Here is a 19,201-nt window from a genome sequence, read left to right as displayed (position 1 = left end):
CTGCTTACGCAGGCTTGGCGGAAAGCCCCAGCAAATCCAGCGCCAGGCCGTGCAGGCGGTGGTCCGTCTCCGCCAGCGCGTCCAGCGCGCTGAAGTGGTTGCGGCGCAAATGCGATTCGCACACCGGCACGATGCGCTCGCCCCAGGCCTGCTGGATCAGCAGGTTTTGCCGCAGGAACTCGGCGCTTTCGTCAGCCCCCGCCACGCTGTAGAGCGTGCCGCGGCGCGGCGCCGGCAGCAGGGCCGGGCTGGCCTTGGCGACCTGCTCGGGCGTGAGCTTGAGCGAATCTTTCACGAAGGGCGCGTGGCGCATGGGCTCCAGGTCGTAAAGGCCTGAAATCGACAGCGCATTTTTCACCAGGTCCGCCGGCAGGTCGCCGGCATAGGCCTTCCAGTCGCACAGCAGCAGCATGGCTGCGAGGTGTCCGCCGGCCGAGTGCCCGGCCACCGTGATGCGGCTGGGGTCGCCGCCGTAGCGGGCGATGTGGCGCCAGGTCCAGGCCAAGGCCTTGACCATCTGCATCGTGATCTCGGGAATCGTCACCGCGGGGCACAGGGCGTAGTTGGGCACCACGACACAGGCGCCGGCCTCGGTGAAGGGCGGCACGATGAAGGAGTGGTCGGACTTGTCCAGGGCCCGCCAGTAGCCGCCGTGGATGAACACCATCACCGGCGCACCCTTGCCCGGCTTGGCGCCGTGGATGCCGAAACCGCCGGCCGGAAACACATCCAGCATTTCACCCGCATGGTTGCCGTAAGGCACGTCAACCTGGCAGGGCAGGCGCTTGCGCACGGCCTGCGAGTCGGCGGCCCAGCGCGCGAAGTAGGCCGGGTGCTCGGGCACCAGCGCGCGATTGTTGTACATGCGGTCCAGCCAGGCGGGATCGAAGGGGTTCATTGTTGTTCTCCTGAAAAATGGCAAATCAGCCAGTGGCCGCCATCTTGGCACAGCCCGGCCAGCCTATCGACGACCCCGGGTAAACCCGAAATCACCGGCTCCAAGATCAGCGTATTCTGTATACAGAGTACAAATATGCCATCCCAGCTGATCAAAATCGAATCCACCCCCGACCTGGTCGACCAGGTCTACCGCAACCTGCTGGACGCCATCAGTGAGGGCTCGCTGGCGCCGGGCGCGCGCATCACGCAGGAAGAGATCGCCGCCCAACTCGCGGTCTCGCGCCAGCCGGTGCTGCAAGCCTTGCGCCTGCTGAAAAAAGACGGCTTTGTGCTGGACGCGCCGGGCCGCGGCGTGCTGGTCGCGCCGCTGGATGTAGCCTGGCTGGTGCAGATTTACCAGGTGCGCAGCGCGCTCGATGCGCTAGCCGCCCGCCTGGCCGCGCAGGCGCATGCCCGGCTAGACCCGCAGCTTGTCAGCCAGGGCCGCGAAGCCGCGCGCGGCAGCGACGTCAAGGCCATGATGGCGGCCGACGCTCGCTTTCACGCGGCGATTTATGAAGCCTCGGGCAACCCGCTGATCGCCCAGAGCGCGCAGCTGCACTGGCACCACATACGCCGCGCCATGGGCGCGGTGCTGCAGCTGTCGACCATGCGCGAATCGATCTGGGACGAACATGAAGCCATCGCCCAAGCCATCGCCGCCGGCGACGCCGACACGGCCGAGGCCCTGATACGCGAGCACGGCGAGGAAGCAGGCCACAACCTGGCCAGGCTGCTGTCCAGCGCCCTGGCCCGGCCCGCCGCGTCCACCGCCCCCTGAAGCGCACGAACAACTACCGAAGGAGACATGCGATGAGACTGAGCCCCGAACAACTTACCCAATTCGACCGCGACGGCTACCTGTTTTTCCCCGGCCTGTTCACGCCTGAGGAAATCCAGGTGCTCAATGACGCCGTGCCCGAGCTCTACAGCCGGCACGAGAACTACAACATCCGCGAAAAGGGCAAGGACGCGGTGCGCACCAACTTCGCGGCGCATATGTACAGCGAGCCCTTTGCGCGCCTGGCGCGGCACCCGCGCATGGTGGAGCCGGTGGAAGACCTGCTGGGCGAGCAGCTCTACATGCACCAGTTCAAGATCAACGGCAAGATGGCGTTTGAAGGCGACGTCTGGCAATGGCACCAGGACTACGGCACCTGGCTGAACGACGACATGATGCCGACCGAGCGCGCGATGAACGTGGCCATCTTCCTGGACGAGGTGACCGAGCACAACGGCCCGCTGATGTTCATCCCCGGCAGCCACAAAAAAGGCGTGGTCGATGCGAAACACGACCTCACCACCACCAGCTACCCGCTGTGGACGGTGGACAACGAGCTGATACGCCAGCTGGTGCAGCGCGCCGGCGGCAAGCAAGGCGGCATCGTCAGCCCCAAGGGCCCGGCCGGCTCCATGATCTTGTTCCACTCCTGCCTGGTGCATGCCTCGGGCAGCAACCTCTCGCCCTTTAACCGGGTCAGCGTCTACCTGAGCCTGTGCGCCGTCAGCAACCACATACGCCGCCACAAGCGCCCCGAGTACATCGCCCACCGCGACTTCACCCCCATCAGCTGCCTGCCCGACGACTGCCTGCTCAAGGACTACCCGGTGGACCTGCCCTGGAAGGACGGCGTGCCGGCCACGGCGCTGCAAACCTCGATGGAAGAAATCGCGCCCGAGCGCAAGGCGGCCTGAGGCCATGAACCTTTACAGCAAACTCCAGCAACGCGCGGCTGAGGGCAAACCGGTGCGCATAGGCCTGATAGGCGCGGGCAAGTTCGGCTCCATGTACCTCGCGCAGATCCCGCGCACGCCGGGTGTGCACCTGGTGGCGATTGCCGACCTCTCGCCAGACGCGGCGCGCACCAACCTCGCGCGCGTGGGCTGGAAACCCGAGATGGCCCAGGCCGCCTCGGCGCAGGCGGCGATCAAGGCCGGCACGACCTGGGTCACCGACGACTGGCAGGCGGTGGTCACGCACCCGCTGATCGACATCATTGTGGAATGCACGGGCAACCCGATTGCCGCGGTGGAGCATTGCCTGCAGGCTTTTGCGCACGGCAAGCATGTGGTCAACGTCACCGTGGAGGCCGACGCCTTTTGCGGCCCGCTGCTGGCGCGCAAGGCGGCGGAGGCCGGCGTGGTGTATTCGCTGGCCTTCGGCGACCAGCCGGCATTGATCTGCGACCTGGTGGACTGGGCGCGCACCTGCGGCTTCCCGGTGGTGGCGGCGGGCCGCGGCCACAAGTGGTTGCCGCATTTTTGCGAATCCACGCCCGAGACGGTATGGGGCAACTACGGCCTCACGCCCGAGCAGGCCGCGCGCGGCGGGCTGAACCCGAAGATGTTCAACAGTTTCCTTGACGGCTCCAAGCCTTCCATCGAATCCACCGCTGTGGCCAACGCCACGGGCCTGACGGTGCCCAGCAACGGCCTGCTCTACCCGCCGGCCAGCGTGGAGGACATTCCCTACGTCACACGCCCCATCAGCGAGGGCGGCGTGCTGGAGCGCAAGGGCATGGTGGAAGTCATCTCTTCGCTGGAGGCCAACGGCCGCAAGATTCCCTATGACATCCGCATGGGCGTCTGGGTCACGGTGGAGGCCGAGACCGACTACATCAAGAACTGCTTTGAGGAATACAACGCGCACACCGACCCGAGCGGTCGCTATTTCACGCTGTACAAACGCTGGCACCTGATAGGCCTGGAGGTCGGCGTCTCGGTCGCCAGCGTCGCGCTGCGCGGCGAGCCGACCGGCGTGGCGACTTGCTGGAACGCCGACGTGGTAGCCACGGCCAAGCGCGACCTGCAGCCCGGCGACATGCTGGACGGCGAAGGCGGCTATACCGTCTGGGGCAAGCTGCTGCCGGCCGGCACCTCGATGAAGATGGGCGGCCTGCCGCTGGGCCTGGCGCACCAGGTCAAGGTGGTGCGCGCGGTCAAAAAGGGCCAGAGCCTGAGCTGGGACGATGTGGCCATGGACACCTCCACGCCCGCGTTCAAAGTACGGCAGGAAATGGAAGCCATGTTCGCGCCGGCCCTGAAAAAAGCCGCGTAAAAATACATCTGGAAACGCTGCCTAGAAAGCTCGCTGACAGCCTTCTCGCGCAGCCGGCCTCATGATGGCTGAAAGCCATTGTGAGGACACGAATGACCACCGCCAGCGACACGCCCCTTCCCCGCATTGCCTTCCTGGGCACGGGCATCATGGGGCTTCCCATGGCCGGGCGGCTTTGCGCGGCCGGCTGCACGCCGCAGGTGTGGAACCGCACCCCGGCCAAGGCCGGCCCGCTGGCGGCGCTGGGCGCCGCCGTCCACGCGCGCGCCGCCGCCGCGGTGGCGAACGCCGACATCGTCATCAGCATGCTCGAAAACGGCCCGGTGGTCGAGGAGGTCCTGTTCGCGCAAGGCGTGGCCGCCGCGATGAAACCGGGGGCCCTGTTTCTCGACATGGCGTCCATCCAGCCGCGCGAAGCGCGCGACCATGCGGCGCGCCTGGGTGCGCTGGGCATTTCGCATCTCGATGCACCCGTGTCGGGCGGCCCCGGCGGCGCGGAAACCGGCACGCTGGCCATCATGGCCGGCGGCAAGGCGGAAGATTTCGCCAGGGCCTTGCCGGTGCTCCAACACTTCGGCCGCGCGACCCACGTGGGGCCGCACGGCAGCGGCCAGCTCACCAAGCTGGCCAACCAGATGATTGTGGGCATCACGATAGGCGCGGTGGCCGAAGCGCTGCTGTTCACCTCGCGCGGCGGGGCCGACATGGCAAAAGTCAAGGAAGCCATCACCGGCGGCTTTGCCGGCAGCCGCGTGCTGCAAGTGCACGGCCAGCGCATGCTGGAGCGCGATTTCGCGCCGCGCGCGCGCATGGACATCCAGCTCAAGGACATGCGCAATGCGCTGGCCACAGCGCAGGAGATCGGTTTTGAGGCGCCCATCACGGCACTGTTCGAGCGGCTTTATGCCGAAGGCGTGGAGAACGGCCTGACCGAGCTGGACCAGTCGGCGCTGTTTGTCGAGCTGGCCAGCCGCAACGGCATGAGCTGACCCCGTCAGCGGGTCAACAGCGCGCGCAGCAGGTAGCCGGCGATGCGGGGATTTTCCTTGATCCTTCGCATGCTGTAGGCGTACCAGTCCCTGCCGTAAGGCACGTAGATGCGGACGGCGTAGCCTTCGGCGAGCAGGCGATCGCGCAGGCCTTCCTGCACGCCGAGCAGCATCTGGAATTCAAACGCCGTGCGGGCCATCTGCCGGTGCTGCGCCAATGCGATTACCTGGTCGACGAGCTCCTCGTCGTGGGTCGCGACACCGACAAAAGTGCCGCTGTCGAAACAAGACGCGACATGCCGCAGGAAGTGCGGATTGATCGCGCGCCGGTCTTGCCAGGCGCCCTCCACAAGATGCTCGCGATCCTCGACATAAATCCCTTTGCAGATACGCAGGTTTTCACGCGCACCGAGCAAGGAATCGATGTCCGCGGCGGTGCGCTTGAGATAGGCCTGCAACACGAGGCCGGCATTGCCGTATCCGCGGCTCTTCAAGCGCAGCAGCAGATCGATTTCACGCTGCGTGCAGCTCGCATCCTCCATATCCATGCGCACAAAGATGGAATGAGCCTTGGCGGCGTCAAGCAGGCACTCGAACTTGCGCTCGCAGTGCGCTTCACCGAGCAACAGGCCAAGCGCGGTGGGTTTCACCGAGATATTGGCGCGCAAGCCCTCATGCGCGATCGCTTCGAGCACTTTGAGGTATTCACGGGTCGTAGCGTCGGCTTGAGGCAGTGATTCGGTGGCTTCACCCAGGACGTCGACCGTCGCGGCAAAGCCGGCGGCATTGAGCGCTGCAACGCGCTCAATTGCATCGGCCACAGTGTCACCGGCGATATAACGGCGTGAGATTTTACGAACCAGCGCGCGCGGCGCCAGGGCAATGGCCGAAGCCATCAAGGTATTGAACAAGGACATGACAGTTTCCAAAGAAATGAAATGGACAAGACCGCGGGCACGACGTGGATCGTCGTCAATCGAAAGGGCGGTCGTGATCGAGCACACCGGCCGGGAAGCTATCCAGCGGGATGCGGGCAATACTTCTGCGGTACGTCAGGACAAATGCCCGGGCGCTGGCAGAAGCAAGATTTCAGTTCTTTGAAAGAGGGGGCCAGGCGGCTGCGTACATGTCTATGTTTTTTGGAGGGGCGCCGGACTGCCGGCACCGCCATCGCATCATAGCGTCTGGGCGGCCGCACTGGCCGACCCGGGCGCGGCCCAGGTACGCGATGCGGAAAAGAAAAAGCCGCTGCAGACAATGCCTGCAGCGGCTTTTTTTGTTTGCCGTGGTGACGACGCTAAAGATCAGTCGCGCACGGGCTTGGAGAACTTGCCGCCCTTCTTGGCCGCATCACGGGGCACAAACACCTTGCCGGCGGGCTTGGCAAAACCAGGCTTGCGGTTGGCAAAGTCGGGGCGCGGTGCGAAGCCTTCGTTGCGCGCGCCGAAATTGCGGTCATCACGCTGAGCGAAGCCGGCGTTGTGGCCGCCGCCGAAGCCGCCGCGGTCGTCCTGGCGGCGCGGGCCGCGGTCGTTGAAACCGGAGCGGTCGGCATAGCCGTTGCCCTGCGGTGCGGGAGGACGGCCCTGGAAGGAGCCGCGGTCGTCGCGCTCGAAGCGGTTGTTGCCGAAGCCGGCAAAGCCGCCGTTGCTGAAGCCACCGGCCGGCTTGCGGCCGGCAAAGCCGCCGCGATCACCGCCGCCGAAGCTGCGGCCGCCGCGGTCACCGCCGAAATTGCCGCGCGGGCGATCGGAGGTGGGTGCGAAACGCTGCTGCGGCTCCAGGCCGGCGATCACGCTGGGCTTGAGGTTCTGCTGCATGTAGTGCTCGATGTCCTGGATCTTGCGGCGATCACGGAACTCGGCGATGGTGACGGCCTTGCCTTCGCGGCCGGCACGGCCGGTGCGGCCGATGCGGTGCACATAGTCTTCGGCCTTCATGGGCAGGCCGTAGTTGATCACGTGGGTGATGGTGGGCACATCCAGGCCGCGGGCGGCCACGTCGGTCGCCACCAGCACCTGCACGCGGCCGTCGCGGAAAGCCATCAGGCGGCGGTTGCGCAGGCCCTGGCTCAGCGCGCCGTGCAGCGCCACGGCGCTGAAGCCTTCCTGGACCAGGTCGTTGGCCAGGCCGTCGCACTCAACCTGGGTGCTCGCAAACACGATGGCCTGGTTGATGGTGGTGTCGCGCAGCAGGTGGTCCAGCAGCTTGCGCTTGTGGGTCATGTTGTCGGCCCACAGCAGCGATTGCGTGATGGAGGTGTGCTTTTCGTGCGGAGAATCGATCTCGACGCGCTGCGGCGTGCGCATGACGCGGGTGGCCAGCTGCATGATGCGCGGCGCGAAGGTGGCGCTGAACATCATGGTCTGCTTGCGCTCTATCGTGAGCTGGTTGACTTCGGTCAGGTCGTCGGCAAAGCCGAGGTCCAGCATGCGGTCGGCTTCGTCGACAACGAGGAACTGCACCTGGTCCAGCTTGATCTGCATGCTGCGCTGCAGGTCAAGCAGGCGGCCGGGCGTGGCGACCACGAGGTTGGCGTTCTGCAGCTTGGCGATTTGCAGCTGGTAAGGGATGCCGCCAACGACGTTGGCGATGCGCAAGCCGCGGCAATGGCGGACCAGGTCGATCGCGTCGGCGCAGACCTGCTGGGCCAGCTCGCGCGTGGGGCACAGGATCAGCGCGCCGGGCGTGGCGGCCTTGAAGTTGCGGGGGCTGGTCGGGTCCTTGCGCTTGGGCTTTTTCAGCGGCGCTTCGCCGCGGGCGACGGCTTCAGCGCTCAGGCGTTCGAACTCGGCGCGCTCAAAGCGCTCGGCTTCTTCCTGCTGCTTGAGCAGGGTGTGCAGCACGGGCAGCAGGAAAGCGGCGGTCTTGCCGCTGCCGGTCTGGCTGGAGACCAGCAGGTCGGTGAACTTGGCGGCCTTGGGATCGGCATCCAGGGCCTGCATGGCCTTGGGGATGGTCGCCATCTGAACCGCGGTGGGCTTGGTAAAACCCATGTCGGCGACGGCCTGCAGCAGTTCCTTGGCCAGGCCAAGCGCTACAAAACCGTTGGGTTCGGCCACGACTGCGTCGAGCGAAGTGGAGGCCTCAGGTGCGTCGGAAAAATCCGGAACGGCGTTGAAAGCGGTGTCGTTGTTGTCGTTGGCAATGGCTTCAGGCAAAAAGTCGCCACGAGCCTCAAAAGAGTCAGTCATGTTTTTTCTCACTAATCACCTGTTCGCAGCGCTTTTGGCGAGGGAACAGGAAACTTCACCTCCCGCGATGCGGAAGGCTTCGTTCATGGTTAATAAAACATCAACCATCAAACGAATATGCAGCCCGGGCGGCAAACTTGACGCTGTGCCCGAAGCGGTGACTCCGTTGTTGGAGTCCAAAAGTGTGAGGTAGATGTACAAATGCAGCGCACCCTGTGCAACTGCAAGCCCACGATTATAGCGTGCTTTACGGGTTTCTACCAGTCCCCCGCTGGATTAAAGGCTGTCGGACCCTCCAGGCGCTCTCATTTCAGGAGCAGCTTTCGCTTACCCAGCCTGACGAAACCAGCCAAAGAATCACTTCAGGAAGTGTTCCCGGTAGTGCTCCAGCTCGTCGATGGATTCGTGCACATCGGCCAGCGCCGTATGGCTCTGGCGCTTCTTGAAAGCGCTATAGACCTCGGGCCGCCAGCGCTTGGCCAGTTCCTTGAAGGTGCTGACGTCGACGTTGCGGTAGTGCAAAAAGGCTTCCAGCTTGGGCATGTACTTGACCAGGAAACGCCTGTCCTGGCTGATGGTGTTGCCGCACAGGGGCGAACTGCCCTTGGGCACGTACTGGGCCAGGAAGGCCAGTATCTGCGCCTCGGCGTCGGCCTCATCCACGGTGCTGGCCTTGACTTTGTCGATCAGGCCGCTGCGGCCGTGGGTGCCCTTGTTCCAGGCATCCATCTGGTCCAGCAATTCGTCGGTCTGGTGGATCGCCAGGACCGGGCCTTCGATGCGCGGTGTGAGCTGCGGGCCGGTCACGATCACGGCGATTTCGATGAGGCGCTCTTTTTCCGGGTCCAGCCCGGTCATTTCGCAGTCCAGCCAGACAAGGTTCTGGTCTGATTTTTTGAGTGTGGTTTCAATTTCGGGCATGCCGAGATTCTCGCTGATCGCCTAAACTGCCCGCTATGACCGACTATTCGCTTGTTTTCACCGGGGTATTCTCGGCCTTGCTGGTGCTGGGCCTGCTCACGAAGTTCTACCTGGCTTCGCGGCAGATCCGCCACGTGGCGCGCCACCGCGGCGCCGTGCCCGCGGCCTTTGCCGGCACCATCTCCCTTGAAGCCCACCAGAAAGCGGCTGACTACACCATCGCCAAGGCGCGCTTCGGCTTGCTGGAGACGGCCTTCGCCTCCGCCGTGCTGCTGGGCTGGACGCTGCTGGGCGGAATCGACACGCTGAACCAGGCGCTGGCCGGCTCCGGCCTGGCAGCCTGGGGCGCGCTGGCGCCGCAGCTGGCCCTGCTGGCCGCCTTCGGCCTCGTCAGCGGCCTGCTGGACCTGCCCTTTACCCTCTACAGCACCTTCCGCATCGAGGAGCGCTTCGGCTTCAACAAGATGAGCTTCAGGCTCTGGCTGGCCGACCTGGTGAAATCCACGCTGGTGGGCCTGGTCATAGGCCTGCCCATCGTGGCGCTGATCCTGTGGCTGATGGGCAGCGCGGGGCGCCTGTGGTGGCTCTGGGCCTGGGGCGCCTGGATGGGTTTTAACCTGCTGGTGCTGGTGCTCTACCCCACCGTGATCGCGCCGCTGTTCAACAAGTTCAAGCCGCTGGAGGATGAAACACTGAAGGCGCGCGTGACGGCCCTGATGCAGCGCTGCGGCTTCGCGGCCAAGGGCCTGTTCGTGATGGACGGCAGCAAGCGCTCGGCCCATGCCAACGCCTATTTCACGGGTTTCGGCGCGGCCAAGCGCGTGGTGTTTTACGACACCCTGCTCAAGCAGCTGAACCCCGGCGAGGTCGATGCCGTGCTCGCGCACGAGCTGGGCCATTTCAAGCACAAGCACATCATCAAGCGCATCGTCTCGATGTTCGCCATGAGCCTGGCCGGCTTCGCGCTGCTGGGCTGGCTGTCGTCGCAGGTGTGGTTCTATACCGGCCTGGGCGTGCGGCCGAATCTCAACGGCGCCAACGACGCGCTGGCCCTGCTGCTGTTCCTGCTGGTGGTGCCGCTTTTCAGTTTTTTCATCTCGCCGGTGTTCGCGCAGTTCTCGCGCAAGCACGAGTTCGAGGCCGACGCCTATGCCGTGGCCCAGACCGACGGCAGGGATTTGCAGAGCGCGCTGCTCAAGCTCTACAAGGACAACGCCAGCACGCTGACACCCGACCCGGTGTTCGTGAAGTTCTATTACTCGCACCCTCCCGCCTCCGAGCGGCTGGGCCGCATGACCCCTTCCCTTGAAAGTGCCGCGACATGAGCAACCCCATCCACCAGAACCGGCGCGCCCTGAGCGCCACCGAAATCGTCACGCAGCTGAGCAAACTCAACGGCGAGCAGGCCCTGGGCTGGCGCCTGATCGACGGCTCGCTGGAAAAAACCTACAGCTTCAAGAACTACTATGAGACCATTGCCTTCGTGAACGCGCTGGCCTTTATCGCCAACGCCGAGGACCACCATCCCGACCTCGCGGTGAGCTACGGCAAGTGCACGGTGCGCTTCAACACCCACGATGTGGACGGCATCTCCGTCAGCGACTTCTTCTGCGCGTCCAAGGCAGACGCCCTGCTCGCTTGAGCAAACCCCGGCGCCCCGCCGCGGCCCCCATCGCGGGAACGCAGCCGGGGCTGGTGGTGGCCGGCTTCGGCCGCCATGTGCTGGTGGAAACCGAAACCGGCGAACGCCTGATCTGCCACCCGCGCGGCAAAAAAAGCCAGGCCGTGGTCGGCGACCGCATCCGCTGGCTGGCTTCGGAGGACGAAGGTACCATCGAAAAAATCGAGGAGCGCCGCAACCTGTTTTACCGGCAGGACGAGATGCGCACCAAGTCCTTCGCGGCCAACCTGGACCAGGTGCTGATCCTGATCGCGGCAGAGCCTGAATTTTCGGAAAGCCAGCTGACCCGCGCGCTGATCGCCGCCGAAGCCGAAGGCATCACCCCCGTCATCGCGCTGAACAAAAGCGACCTGGGCGAGCCTTTCACGCGCGCCTGGGCGAAGCTGGCGCCCTACCGCACCATGGGCTACCGCATGCTTTCGCTGGCGATCAAGCCCAAGGTCGAAGCATCGAGGCCGGCGAATACCCAGGCCACGGAATTGCATGAACTGGTCGAGCTGCTGCGCGGCAAAAAAACCCTGGTGCTGGGCCCCTCGGGCGCCGGCAAAAGCAGCCTGACCAACCTGCTGGTGCCCGATGCGCGTGTGCTGACGGCGGAGATCTCGCAGGCGCTGAATTCGGGCAAGCACACCACCACCAGCACCACGCTGTACTGGGTGGAAACCGGGGACGGCAACACGCGCGCCACGGCGCTGATCGATTCGCCGGGCTTCCAGGAATTCGGCCTGCACCACATAGAGCCCATGCGCCTGGCCGGCTACATGCCGGACCTCAGGCTTCATGCGCAGGACTGCAAGTTTTATAACTGCACCCACCTGCATGAGCCGGGCTGCGGAGTGATTGCCAAGGTAAATGCAAGCGACCACCCCAGCAGCATCAGCGCCAACCGTTACCGGCTGTACAGCGAGCTGTTCGCGGAGCTTTCGCAGAGCCGTTATTAAAACCCGGCGGCCCGATGGGCCGCCGCGCCGCTCAACCCAACAGTCGGGCCAGCGTCAACAAGGCCAGCAGCACCATCCAGAGCACCACGGAGCGCCACACCAGCCCCACGATGCTGCGCAGGTGCGCGATTTCGGGTTCCCGGCCCGGCGTGGCCTCGGTGGCGATGCTGTCTTCCGAGTCCAGCCCGCCGGCCTGGAAACCCTGGGAGGTGTTCGGCGAGAACGTGGCCTTGAGCGCCTCGCCGCCCAGGCGCACGTTGACGGCGCCGGAGGTGGCGGCCAGGATGATGCCGTCGTTGCGGTTTTCGGCGGCGGCCGGCGCATTGGCCGCAAAGCGCTGCGTGTAGTTGCGCCAGGCGTCGATGGCGTCCTCAAAACTGCCGACCACCGCAAAACCCAGCGAAGTGACGCGCGCCGGCACATAGTCGATCACGCCCCAGGCGCGGCTGGCGGCCAGCTGCAGCGCCATGCTGGCGCCCTCGCCCGCCGCGGCGGCGGTTTTGCGCTTGTAAGCCCAGTAGCGCGAGACGAATTCGCTCATGCGGTAAAGCACCGCGCCCGCGGGGCCCAGGCCCAGCGCGGCCAGCACTGAAAACCAGGCCAGCACGCCGAATACATGGCGGTGGGCGGCCAGCACCGAATACTCGATGACGTGGCGCACGATTTCGCTGCGCGGCAGTTCGCTGGCGTCCACCTGGCGCCACTGCGCGAGCAGCTCGCGCGCCGTGGCCTCGTCGCCGTCGTCGAGCGCGTCGCGTATGTCGGTGAAGTAGTGGCTGAACTGGCGAAAACCCAGCGTGACATAAAGAATCGCCACGCTCCAGGCAAAGGCCAGCACGACGTTGATGCTCCAGAGCAGCCAGTGGATCAGCATGGTGACCAGCGCCGGCACGAGGACGGCGACCGTCCAGGCGATCCAGCCGTGCTGGGGTTTGCCTGCGTCCAGGCTGCGGTTGGTCCAGCGCGCCCATCCGCGAAAGCCTGCATGAACCCAGTTGCCGCGGGCCAGCGGCCGGGCCTGTTCGATGATGAGTGCAAACAAAACGGCGAGAAAGCTCATGCGTGAATCATATCCGGCCCCCACGGTCGCGCACTGCGTGTCGCTCCCTGCCCCCCGAGGGGGCCGCTGCGCCTGCGGCCCGGCGAAGCCGGTTCCGCGGCCCCTGCTGGCCTGAAGACAACCCGGCTCCTCTCTACGGGCGGGTGTGGCCTCAGGCGCTCAAGAAGCGGTAGAGGTTGCGCAGCATGCCGGCGGTGGCGCCCCAGATGTAGCGTTCGCGGGCTTCGCCGCTGTCCGCTTCGCTGGAAGGATCGGAGTAGGGCATCGACAGCCATTGCCGGATAACGCCGTCGAACTCCATCTCGTGGCGGCGGTGGTGGGCGGGGTTCATCAGGTAGCCCAATGGCACCTCGAACACGTCGGCGACCTCGCCGGGGTTGGGTTGCAGCGCGAAGCCGGGTTTCACGAGCGCCACCACCGGCGTGATGATGAAGGCCGTTCCCGTGACGTAGGTGGGCAAGGTGCCCAGCACCTCCACATGGCCGCGCGGCAGGCCGATTTCCTCCTGGGCTTCGCGCAAGGCGGTGTCGACCGCGTCGCGGTCGGTGTCGTCGGTGCGGCCGCCCGGCAGGGCCACCTGGCCGGAATGCGTGGAGAGGTTGGTGGTGCGCTCGGTCAGCAGCAAAGTCACCTCATCGCGCATGACCAGCGGCACCAGGACGGCCGCCAATGCCGGCGTGCGGTCGGTGAATTTTTTCTCGACGCTGTGCTCGGGTGTCCAGACCGGCGGATGCCGGAAGCGCTCGCGCAGGGCCTGCGGCGACAGCCGCTCCAGCGGCACGCCCGCCAGGTGGTCGTCAATGCCCAGTACCGGGATGCTGCGCGGGTCAAACTTGGGCAGCGGCTTGTAGGAGTTCATGGAGCGCGTCGGCGTGGGGCTGTGGGTTGTTGGCTTGGGGCCCCAGGACATAAAAAAAGCCGCTCGGTGAGCGGCTTTTTTAAAGGGGCTGTTGGGGCTGCCCTGGGTCCGGCCGGGCCGGACCGGCAGATCAGGCGCCCAGCTTTTCCTTGATACGTGCGGATTTGCCGCTGCGGCTACGCAGGTAGTACAGCTTGGCGCGACGCACATCACCGCGGCGCTTGACTTCAATCTTGGCGATCAGCGGGCTGTACACCTGGAAGGTGCGCTCGACGCCTTCGCCATTGGAGATCTTGCGGACGATGAAGCTGGAGTTCAGGCCGCGATTGCGCTTGGCAATCACCACGCCTTCAAAAGCCTGCACACGCTTGCGGTTGCCTTCAACCACGTTCACGCTCACGATGACGGTGTCGCCAGGGGCGTATGCGGGGATGGTCTTGTTGAGGCGGGAAATTTCTTCCTGCTCGAGGGTCTGGATCAGATTCATGATTTTTCCATCTAACTTTTTCGTTCATGCACGCGCTACGCTAAAGACCGCAAATCCATGGATTCACCCGAAGATGATTCAGATGGTTGCAGTGGCCGCCAGAGGATCGAAAAGCCTTTGATTATAGCAAGCCGGGGCTTTTCTCAAGCATCCTTGTCGGGGTTTTCAAGCAGATCGGCCAGAAAAGCCTCGTCGCTTTCGCTCAAATGCCCACGCTCACGCGCTTTTTGCACCAATTCAGGGCGTTCGTGTTGCGTCAAAGCCAGCCGCCGCTCACGCCGCCAACGCTCGATATGGGCGTGGTTTCCCGACATCAGGGTGGCCGGCACAGGCTGGCCGCGCCAGCTCTCGGGCCGCGTGTAGTGGGGACAGTCGAGCAGCCCGTCCAGCGCCGGATTGAAGCTGTCCAGCTGGTGGCTGCCCTCGTCGTTGAGCACGCCGGGCTGCAGGCGGGCCACCGCGTCCAGCAAGGCCATGGCGGCAATTTCACCGCCCGACAGCACAAAGTCGCCCAGGCTGATCTGCAGGTCCACATGCGCCTGGATAAAGCGCTGGTCCAGCCCCTCGTAGCGCCCGCACACCAGCACGGCGCCGGCGCCGGCCGACCAGCTTTCGACACCGGCATGGTCAAGCACCTTGCCCACGGGGGAAAACAGCACCGTCGGCACCTTGGGCGCGCCGGCGGCGGCGCGGTCGGCCTGGATGGCTTCGAGGCACAGCGTGAGCGGCTCGGCCATCATCACCATGCCCGGGCCGCCGCCAAAAGGCCGGTCGTCGACCCGGCGGTAATTGCCGTCCGCAAAATCGCGGGGGTTCCAGAGCTTGACCTGCACCAGGCCCGACTCATAAGCACGGCGCGTGACGCCGCTGGCCAGGAAAGGCGCAAAAAGCTCGGGAAACAGGGTGATCAGGTCAAAGCGCATGGGAAGGCTATTTTGCGCGAGCCGGGCGCCGGGGGGAAATGAACCGGGAAAGGCCCCGAAATAGACCGCGGAAAAAGCGGCAGGCCTCAGTAGTCGGGCTGCCAGTCCACGGTGATGCATTTGCCCGCGATATCGACGGTGTCGACGTAGACCGAGACAAAGGGAATCATGCGTTCGGCGGTGCCGCTGCTGCCGCCCTCCTGCTGGACGGAGTACTCGACGCACAGCACGGAATGCGGGCCGGTGGCCATCAGGTCGCGCACCAGGCCCAGGTCTACACCTTCGCGGTTGACCACTTTCAGGCCGATCAAATCGACCCAGTAGTACTCGTCCTTGGAGGCGGCGGGAAAGCTGCTGCGTGGCAAAAAGATGCGGGCGCCACGCAAGGCCTCGGCGGCATTGCGGTCGTCCAGGCCGGCGAACTTGGCGACCACGGAGTCGGAGTGAACCTTGGCCTCGTCCACGCTGAGCGTGACGGTGCCGGAAAACACGGTGAAACCCGGACGGAATTTGGCGTCGGGCGCCTGCAAAAACCAGGATTTGGCCGCGAAAAGCGCTTCCGGATCAGAGCTGTGCGGCAGGATTTTCACCCAGCCCTTGACGCCCCAGGCATCCAGGATGCGCCCGACTTCAACGGCGTCGTCCGGCAAGCTTGAAGGTGTCAAGCCCGCGGACGGCGAGAGGCCGGGCTGCATCGAAACTTGGGTTAAAAGCTTCGGGGATTTCAGGCGGCCTTGGCGGCGCCTTGCTTGACCAGGCGCAGCACGGTCGGGGACGGCTGTGCGCCCACGCCGATCCAGTGGGTCAGGCGGTCTTGCGCAATGCGCAGGCCTTCTTCGCCACCGGTGGCGATCGGGTTGTAAAAACCGATGCGCTCGATGAACCGGCCGTCGCGGCGGACGCGCTTGTCAGCCACAACAATATTGAAAAAAGGACGGTGCTTGGAACCGCCGCGTGCAAGTCGAATGACGACCATGATTTATCCTTCGGGTGGTGGGGCTTACCGGTAAAGTAGTTACCCCAATGTTCTGCAGCGCTTGAGACACACGACATGGCCACCCGGCCAGCGAATTGCTGCAAAGCCTGAGATTATAGCCTGCCGGACGGTTTTACCGGAAATTCGCCCTTTTCCCCATCCTTCTCCCGCCGCTCCACAACCAAGCGCCGTCCCCATGCCCCTCATACGCCCCAGCCGCGACCAGGACCTTCCCGCCATCACCGCCATTTACGGCCACCACGTGCTGCACGGCACGGGAACCTTTGAAACCGAGCCGCCCCGCCCCGCCCCCAAGGCGGCCCGCCGGGCCGACGTGCTGTCCAAGGGCCTGCCCTACCTGGTCGCCGAGCAGGACGGCGAAATCGCCGGCTTCGCCTACGGCAACTGGTTCAAGCCGCGCCCGGCCTACCGTTTTTCAGTGGAGGATTCGATCTACCTGGCACCCGGGCTGCACCGCAAAGGCCTGGGCCGCGCCCTGCTGGCCGAACTGCTGGCGCGGTTTGAAGCCGTGGGCATACGCAAGGCCATGGCCGTGATAGGCGACTCGGCCAATGCCGGCTCGGTGGGCGTGCACCGCGCGCTCGGCTTCACCGAAGTCGGCACCGTCCGCTCCTGCGGCTGGAAATTCGGCGCCTGGCGCGACATCGTCATCATGGAAAAAGTGCTGGGCGCCGGCGACACCCAGCCGCCACCCGAGCCGCCCGCCGCATAATCGCCGCATGCAAACCGCCACAGCGTCCTCCCCAAAAGCCCCGAAAAACAAAACCCTCGCCGCCTGGCTGGCCTTCATAGGCGGCCAGTTCGGCATCCACCGCCTTTACCTGTTCGGCCTGGGCGACGTCTGGGCCTGGCTGCATCCCATCGTCGCGGCGCTGGGCTGGTGGGGCGTGGAGCGTGTGCGGATGTACGGCCAGGACGACCAACTGGCCTGGGTGCTGATTCCCCTGCTGGGTTTCACCCTGGCCGGCACGGCGCTGACCGCGATTTATTACGGCCTGATGCCGACCGACAAATGGAACGCGCTGCACAACGCAGCCGCGCCGGACACCAAAGCCGGCAACACCAACTGGCTGACCATAGGCGCGGTGGTGTTCGCCCTGCTGTTCGGCACGATTTCACTGATGTCCAGCATCGTCTTCAGCTTCCAGCGTTACTTCGAGTACCAGGTCGAAGAAGCGAAGAAAATCAGCCAGTAGATAGGGCCCCCACGCTTTTCACTGCGTGTAATGCGCTGCCCCCCGAGGGGGCCGATGCGCCTGCGGCCTGGCGAAGCCAGTTCCGCGGCCCCTGCTTGGTTAAGCGCCCCTCTCTCGCCAGGTGTGTTCGTTTGATCAGAACACCTGAAGACTGACCCAGTACGCGATCGCAGCCACGAAGGCCGAGGCAGGAATCGTGAAAATCCAGGCCCAGACGATGTTGCCGGCCACACCCCAGCGCACGGCCGAAGCGCGCTGCGTGGAGCCCACGCCCACGATGGCGCCGGTGATGGTGTGGGTGGTGGAAACCGGAATGCCCAGCGCCGTCGCCAGGAATAGCGTCAGCGCACCGCCGGTTTCGGCGCAAAAGCCGCCCACGGGCTTGAGCTTGGTGATTTTCTGGCCCATGGTTTTGACGATGCGCCAGCCGCCGAACATGGTGCCGAAGCCGATGGCGATGTAGCAGACGATGACCACCCAGACCGGCAGGTGCTCGGTGGTCGCCATCATCCAGACCGGCAGGCCCTGCACATTGCTGGTAGTCGCGGCGATCAGCAGCAACCAGATGATGCCGGCGGTTTTCTGCGCGTCGTTGCCGCCGTGGCCCAGGCTGTAGGCGCCCGCGGACACCAGCTGCAGCCGGCGGAACCACCGGTCGGCACGCGAGGGCGTGGCGCGGCGGAAAACCCAGGCCACCGCCACCATCATCAGCGAACCCAGCAAAAACCCCAGCAGGGGCGACACGAAAATAAAGGCCACCACCTTGAACACGCCCGAGGCGATCAGCGCGCTGGCGCCGGCCTTGGCGATCACGGCCCCGACGATGCCGCCTATCAGCGCATGCGAGGAGCTGCTGGGGATGCCGTAAAACCAGGTGACGATGTTCCAGGTGATGGCCCCCATCAGCGCGCCGAACACCACATGGGTGTCGACCACCCCGGGCGCGACGATGCCCTTGCCTATGGTCGCCGCCACGCTCAGGTGGAAGATGAAGTAGGCGAGGAAGTTGAAGAAGGCGGCGAACAGCACCGCCTGCCCCGGCTTGAGCACGCCGGTGGACACCACCGTGGCAATCGAGTTGGCCGCGTCATGAAAGCCGTTCATGAAGTCGAAGGCGATGGCCAGAAAGACCAGCAGGAACACCACCCACAGGGCGGCCTGTACGGTTTGCATATTTATCTCAATGAGTTTTGGCTAGGGAAACGAATGCGCCGGACCGCAGCGCCGGGCCGCCCCAAGCAAGGTCAGCCCCCTCGGGGGGCAGCGAACTACGCGAAGCGAGGAGCGTGGGGGCTGCCATCTTCAGGAGTTCTCGAGGACGATGCCCTCGATCAGGTTGGCCACATCCTCGCACTTGTCGGTGATGGTTTCGAGCAGTTCGTACACCGCCTTGAGCTTGATGACCTCGCGCACGTCGGGCTCCTCGCGGAACAGCCGGCTCATGGCCGAGCGCATCACGCGGTCGGCGTCGGATTCGAGCTTGTCGATTTCCTCGCAGGTCTTGAGCGCGGCTTCGGCCGTCGCGGCATCGCTGACTTTTTCGATCAGCGCCACGGCATCCTGCAGGCGTTCGCAGCATTTGACGCTGAGGTCGGTCAGCCGCACGATGTCATCCGTCATGTGGCGCACGTCGTACAGTGCCATGGTTTCGGCCGAGTCCTGGATCAGGTCGGCGACGTCGTCCATGGTGTTGATGAGCTTGTGGATCTGCTCGCGGTCTATCGGCGTGATGAAGGTCCTGTGCAGCGCGCGGTTGACTTCATGCGTGATGCGGTCGGCGGCGCGCTCGGCGTGGTCGACTTCCCGGTTAAAGGCTTCGCGCTTTTCCACGTCGCTGTAGTTGGCGACCAGCTTGGAAAAAGCATGCGCCGCCTCCACGATGCGTTCGGCATGCTGGTTGAACATCTCGAAAAAATTGCCTTCGCGCGGCAGCAATTTGCCAAACAGCATGTCTAT

At 64.8% G+C, this 19,201-nt stretch carries 21 protein-coding genes; 9 read left to right on the top strand and 12 right to left on the bottom strand.

Going from position 1 to position 19,201, the window contains the following annotated elements; genetic code table 11:
* Positions 1 to 4 precede the first annotated feature (4 nt).
* Positions 5 to 898 carry an alpha/beta hydrolase gene (locus ACEN9P_RS17890; RefSeq protein WP_477660681.1) on the bottom strand — a complete coding sequence of 298 codons (894 nt, stop codon included), beginning with the start codon at positions 896 to 898 and terminating at the stop codon, positions 5 to 7.
* 135 nt (positions 899 to 1,033) lie between these two features.
* Between ACEN9P_RS17890 and ACEN9P_RS17885 the strand changes: the two genes are divergently transcribed.
* The 4 genes from ACEN9P_RS17885 (at position 1,034) to ACEN9P_RS17870 (ending at position 4,986) form a co-directional block, all read left to right on the top strand.
* Positions 1,034 to 1,720, top strand: coding sequence for a GntR family transcriptional regulator (locus ACEN9P_RS17885; protein ID WP_495620025.1), 687 nt, complete (start codon positions 1,034 to 1,036; stop codon positions 1,718 to 1,720).
* 32 nt (positions 1,721 to 1,752) lie between these two features.
* Positions 1,753 to 2,634 carry a phytanoyl-CoA dioxygenase family protein gene (locus ACEN9P_RS17880; protein ID WP_495620024.1) on the top strand — a complete coding sequence of 294 codons (882 nt, stop codon included), beginning with the start codon at positions 1,753 to 1,755 and terminating at the stop codon, positions 2,632 to 2,634.
* A 4-nt stretch (positions 2,635 to 2,638) separates the two neighbouring features.
* A complete protein-coding gene (locus ACEN9P_RS17875) occupies positions 2,639 to 3,997 on the top strand; it encodes an NAD(P)H-dependent oxidoreductase (RefSeq protein ID WP_495620023.1) in 1,359 nt (452 codons plus the stop codon).
* A gap of 92 nt (positions 3,998 to 4,089) precedes the next feature.
* Positions 4,090 to 4,986 carry an NAD(P)-dependent oxidoreductase gene (locus ACEN9P_RS17870; RefSeq protein WP_495620022.1) on the top strand — a complete coding sequence of 299 codons (897 nt, stop codon included), beginning with the start codon at positions 4,090 to 4,092 and terminating at the stop codon, positions 4,984 to 4,986.
* 5 nt (positions 4,987 to 4,991) lie between these two features.
* Here ACEN9P_RS17870 and ACEN9P_RS17865 read toward each other — a convergent pair whose 3' ends face one another.
* The 3 genes from ACEN9P_RS17865 to orn form a co-directional block, all read right to left on the bottom strand.
* Positions 4,992 to 5,903, bottom strand: a complete 912-nt coding sequence (locus ACEN9P_RS17865) for a proline dehydrogenase family protein (protein ID WP_495620021.1) — start codon at positions 5,901 to 5,903, stop codon at positions 4,992 to 4,994.
* 387 nt (positions 5,904 to 6,290) lie between these two features.
* Positions 6,291 to 8,180: a DEAD/DEAH box helicase gene (locus tag ACEN9P_RS17860; protein WP_495620020.1), complete on the bottom strand. Its 1,890-nt coding sequence runs from the start codon at positions 8,178 to 8,180 to the stop codon at positions 6,291 to 6,293.
* Positions 8,181 to 8,537: 357 nt separating this feature from the next.
* Positions 8,538 to 9,101, bottom strand: a complete 564-nt coding sequence (orn, locus tag ACEN9P_RS17855) for an oligoribonuclease (protein WP_477660674.1) — start codon at positions 9,099 to 9,101, stop codon at positions 8,538 to 8,540.
* A gap of 35 nt (positions 9,102 to 9,136) precedes the next feature.
* Here orn and ACEN9P_RS17850 point away from each other — a divergent pair, with 35 nt between their 5' ends.
* From ACEN9P_RS17850 to rsgA, 3 genes are read left to right on the top strand one after another with little or no spacing between them, the layout of a single operon-like run.
* Positions 9,137 to 10,426, top strand: coding sequence for a M48 family metallopeptidase (locus ACEN9P_RS17850; protein WP_495620019.1), 1,290 nt, complete (start codon positions 9,137 to 9,139; stop codon positions 10,424 to 10,426).
* Positions 10,423 to 10,743 (top strand): 4a-hydroxytetrahydrobiopterin dehydratase, encoded by a 321-nt coding sequence (locus tag ACEN9P_RS17845; RefSeq protein ID WP_477660672.1) that lies wholly within the window; start codon positions 10,423 to 10,425, stop codon positions 10,741 to 10,743. The genes ACEN9P_RS17850 and ACEN9P_RS17845 overlap by 4 nt, the downstream gene beginning before the upstream one ends.
* Positions 10,740 to 11,723 carry a ribosome small subunit-dependent GTPase A gene (rsgA, locus tag ACEN9P_RS17840; protein WP_495620018.1) on the top strand — a complete coding sequence of 328 codons (984 nt, stop codon included), beginning with the start codon at positions 10,740 to 10,742 and terminating at the stop codon, positions 11,721 to 11,723. The genes ACEN9P_RS17845 and rsgA overlap by 4 nt, the downstream gene beginning before the upstream one ends.
* Positions 11,724 to 11,754: 31 nt before the next feature.
* Here rsgA and ACEN9P_RS17835 read toward each other — a convergent pair whose 3' ends face one another.
* The 6 genes from ACEN9P_RS17835 to rpsP all read right to left on the bottom strand — a co-directional run bounded on the left by ACEN9P_RS17835 (position 11,755) and on the right by rpsP (position 16,028).
* Positions 11,755 to 12,783: a CobD/CbiB family protein gene (locus tag ACEN9P_RS17835; RefSeq protein ID WP_495620017.1), complete on the bottom strand. Its 1,029-nt coding sequence runs from the start codon at positions 12,781 to 12,783 to the stop codon at positions 11,755 to 11,757.
* Between the two features lie 151 nt (positions 12,784 to 12,934).
* Entirely contained in the window at positions 12,935 to 13,642 is a 708-nt protein-coding gene (locus ACEN9P_RS17830) for a CoA pyrophosphatase (protein WP_495620016.1), read from the bottom strand.
* 130 nt (positions 13,643 to 13,772) lie between these two features.
* On the bottom strand, positions 13,773 to 14,129 hold the full coding sequence (rplS, locus tag ACEN9P_RS17825) for a 50S ribosomal protein L19 (protein WP_074575637.1): 357 nt from the start codon (positions 14,127 to 14,129) through the stop codon (positions 13,773 to 13,775).
* A 143-nt stretch (positions 14,130 to 14,272) separates the two neighbouring features.
* Positions 14,273 to 15,052 carry a tRNA (guanosine(37)-N1)-methyltransferase TrmD gene (gene trmD, locus ACEN9P_RS17820; RefSeq protein WP_495620015.1) on the bottom strand — a complete coding sequence of 260 codons (780 nt, stop codon included), beginning with the start codon at positions 15,050 to 15,052 and terminating at the stop codon, positions 14,273 to 14,275.
* Positions 15,053 to 15,138: 86 nt separating this feature from the next.
* Entirely contained in the window at positions 15,139 to 15,747 is a 609-nt protein-coding gene (gene rimM, locus ACEN9P_RS17815) for a ribosome maturation factor RimM (protein ID WP_477660667.1), read from the bottom strand.
* A 29-nt stretch (positions 15,748 to 15,776) separates the two neighbouring features.
* Positions 15,777 to 16,028, bottom strand: coding sequence for a 30S ribosomal protein S16 (gene rpsP, locus ACEN9P_RS17810; protein ID WP_007865872.1), 252 nt, complete (start codon positions 16,026 to 16,028; stop codon positions 15,777 to 15,779).
* 196 nt (positions 16,029 to 16,224) lie between these two features.
* On the opposite strand from rpsP, the gene ACEN9P_RS17805 reads away from it, so the two are divergent.
* Positions 16,225 to 16,761, top strand: a complete 537-nt coding sequence (locus ACEN9P_RS17805; protein WP_495620014.1) for a GNAT family N-acetyltransferase — start codon at positions 16,225 to 16,227, stop codon at positions 16,759 to 16,761.
* A gap of 7 nt (positions 16,762 to 16,768) precedes the next feature.
* The gene (locus ACEN9P_RS17800; protein ID WP_477660665.1) at positions 16,769 to 17,245 is read left to right on the top strand and encodes a TM2 domain-containing protein; all 477 of its coding nucleotides are present in this window, start codon (positions 16,769 to 16,771) and stop codon (positions 17,243 to 17,245) included.
* 135 nt (positions 17,246 to 17,380) lie between these two features.
* Here the strand turns inward: ACEN9P_RS17800 and ACEN9P_RS17795 are convergent, their stop codons facing one another.
* Entirely contained in the window at positions 17,381 to 18,418 is a 1,038-nt protein-coding gene (locus ACEN9P_RS17795) for an inorganic phosphate transporter (RefSeq protein WP_477660664.1), read from the bottom strand.
* 129 nt (positions 18,419 to 18,547) lie between these two features.
* Complete coding sequence (locus ACEN9P_RS17790) at positions 18,548 to 19,195, bottom strand: DUF47 domain-containing protein (RefSeq protein ID WP_477660663.1); 648 nt, start codon at positions 19,193 to 19,195, stop codon at positions 18,548 to 18,550.
* Positions 19,196 to 19,201: the final 6 nt, after the last annotated feature.

It is taken from the genome of Polaromonas sp. Polasp52, assembly GCF_059491565.1.
The sequence above is the reverse complement of the archived record's forward strand: the minus strand, read 5'-3'. Positions and strand labels throughout refer to the sequence as shown.

Coding starts and splice junctions, on each gene's coding strand:
- ACEN9P_RS17890 (WP_477660681.1), bottom strand. CDS start 898: ATGAACCCCTTCGATCCCGCCTGGCTGGACCGCATGTACAACAATCGC.
- ACEN9P_RS17885 (WP_495620025.1), top strand. CDS start 1,034: ATGCCATCCCAGCTGATCAAAATCGAATCCACCCCCGACCTGGTCGAC.
- ACEN9P_RS17880 (WP_495620024.1), top strand. CDS start 1,753: ATGAGACTGAGCCCCGAACAACTTACCCAATTCGACCGCGACGGCTAC.
- ACEN9P_RS17875 (WP_495620023.1), top strand. CDS start 2,639: ATGAACCTTTACAGCAAACTCCAGCAACGCGCGGCTGAGGGCAAACCG.
- ACEN9P_RS17870 (WP_495620022.1), top strand. CDS start 4,090: ATGACCACCGCCAGCGACACGCCCCTTCCCCGCATTGCCTTCCTGGGC.
- ACEN9P_RS17865 (WP_495620021.1), bottom strand. CDS start 5,903: ATGTCCTTGTTCAATACCTTGATGGCTTCGGCCATTGCCCTGGCGCCG.
- ACEN9P_RS17860 (WP_495620020.1), bottom strand. CDS start 8,180: ATGACTGACTCTTTTGAGGCTCGTGGCGACTTTTTGCCTGAAGCCATT.
- orn (WP_477660674.1), bottom strand. CDS start 9,101: ATGCCCGAAATTGAAACCACACTCAAAAAATCAGACCAGAACCTTGTC.
- ACEN9P_RS17850 (WP_495620019.1), top strand. CDS start 9,137: ATGACCGACTATTCGCTTGTTTTCACCGGGGTATTCTCGGCCTTGCTG.
- ACEN9P_RS17845 (WP_477660672.1), top strand. CDS start 10,423: ATGAGCAACCCCATCCACCAGAACCGGCGCGCCCTGAGCGCCACCGAA.
- ACEN9P_RS17835 (WP_495620017.1), bottom strand. CDS start 12,783: ATGAGCTTTCTCGCCGTTTTGTTTGCACTCATCATCGAACAGGCCCGG.
- ACEN9P_RS17830 (WP_495620016.1), bottom strand. CDS start 13,642: ATGAACTCCTACAAGCCGCTGCCCAAGTTTGACCCGCGCAGCATCCCG.
- rplS (WP_074575637.1), bottom strand. CDS start 14,129: ATGAATCTGATCCAGACCCTCGAGCAGGAAGAAATTTCCCGCCTCAAC.
- trmD (WP_495620015.1), bottom strand. CDS start 15,052: ATGCGCTTTGACCTGATCACCCTGTTTCCCGAGCTTTTTGCGCCTTTC.
- rimM (WP_477660667.1), bottom strand. CDS start 15,747: ATGCAGCCCGGCCTCTCGCCGTCCGCGGGCTTGACACCTTCAAGCTTG.
- rpsP (WP_007865872.1), bottom strand. CDS start 16,028: ATGGTCGTCATTCGACTTGCACGCGGCGGTTCCAAGCACCGTCCTTTT.
- ACEN9P_RS17805 (WP_495620014.1), top strand. CDS start 16,225: ATGCCCCTCATACGCCCCAGCCGCGACCAGGACCTTCCCGCCATCACC.
- ACEN9P_RS17800 (WP_477660665.1), top strand. CDS start 16,769: ATGCAAACCGCCACAGCGTCCTCCCCAAAAGCCCCGAAAAACAAAACC.
- ACEN9P_RS17795 (WP_477660664.1), bottom strand. CDS start 18,418: ATGCAAACCGTACAGGCCGCCCTGTGGGTGGTGTTCCTGCTGGTCTTT.
- ACEN9P_RS17790 (WP_477660663.1), bottom strand. CDS start 19,195: ATGCTGTTTGGCAAATTGCTGCCGCGCGAAGGCAATTTTTTCGAGATG.